General features: G+C 46.4%; 1 protein-coding gene and 1 pseudogene. Both read right to left on the bottom strand.

All coding sequences use genetic code 11. The annotated features are described in order from the left end of the window. On the bottom strand, positions 1 to 999 hold a 999-nt coding region (locus R7E00_RS24310), incomplete at its 3' end, for a PHP domain-containing protein (protein WP_318124804.1). 82 nt (positions 1000 to 1081) lie between these two features. After that, a pseudogene (locus R7E00_RS24305) lies at positions 1082 to 1186 on the bottom strand (ribonuclease HII); the annotation flags it as partial.

The raw sequence follows: 1186 nt of genomic DNA, 5'->3' as shown, positions 1-1186 counted from the left end.
GTTGATTACGTCGAGTTCGATTTGTAAACGCTCGTCGTATTCTGGACGGCGCTTTTTGCGCTCTTCTTCATTAGGGAATAGGAACTCTAGACGCTCTTCCAAACCTTCTCGCGACTTCATGACCAAGAATTCAGTTTCTTCCATCCCTTCTGTTGGGAAGGCTGGCAAGAAGTATTCACCCAAACGAACGGTCACGTTACAACGCTTGGCGATCTCAACACTGTTTTCTAGCGCTTCTGGAATATCAGCAAACAGCTCACACATTTCCTCTTCAGTGCGAAGGTACTGCTGCGGGCTGTAATTTTTTGGTCGGCGTGGATCTTCTAATGTGTAACCATCATGAATCGCAACACGAATCTCGTGCGCATCGAAAAGGTCTGCACTTAGGAAAACCACTTCGTTTGTCGCGACCACGGGCAAGTCATGTTGCTCAGCGAGATCGATGGCAAAGTGCAAGTACGTCTCTTCATCCGGACGGCCTGTACGAATCAATTCTAGATAGAAACGGTCCGGGAAATGCTGTTTGTAAAACTCTACACAGCTTTCAACCAGTTTACGGTTACCTTTAAGCAGCGCTTTGCCGATATCGCCATTTTTAGCACCAGATAGAACGATTAAGCCTTTTGACATCTCGGCCAGCCACGCCCTATCAATCACAGGTTGGTGCTGAACGTGGCCACGTAAGTACGCTTTGGAAATCAGTAACGTGAGGTTCTTGTAACCTGCATTGTCGGCAGCAAGTACTGTCAGCTGGGTCAGTTCTTCACCAAATTCATCAGATTGCATTTTGAAATCTGCACCGATGATCGGTTTAACGCCGGAGCCATGCGCTGTGCCATAAAACTTCACCAAACCACATAAGTTGGTGAAGTCAGTCAAAGCCATGGCAGGCATACCAAGCTCGGCGACTTTCTTGACTATCGGTGGAACTTTATTGATACCATCCACCATCGAGAAATCACTGTGAATACGAAGGTGGACGAACTTGGGATCTGACATTAACAGGTACCGTGTAACTCTATTTTGTTTGGGATTCTAACCTAAAGGGGGCTGGGTTTATAACACCAATCCGCCCAATTTATTAATCTAAGCCTAAAGCTTTCTTTACTGGTTTGAAGCTCTTACGGTGCTCGCTTATCACACCATGTTGCTCAATTGCTTCAAAGTGCGCTTTGGTTGGATAACC

The organism is Vibrio sp. Vb1755 (assembly GCF_033338635.1).
GTDB lineage: Bacteria > Pseudomonadota > Gammaproteobacteria > Enterobacterales > Vibrionaceae > Vibrio > Vibrio alginolyticus.
This window is presented reverse-complemented; position numbering and strand designations above follow the sequence as displayed.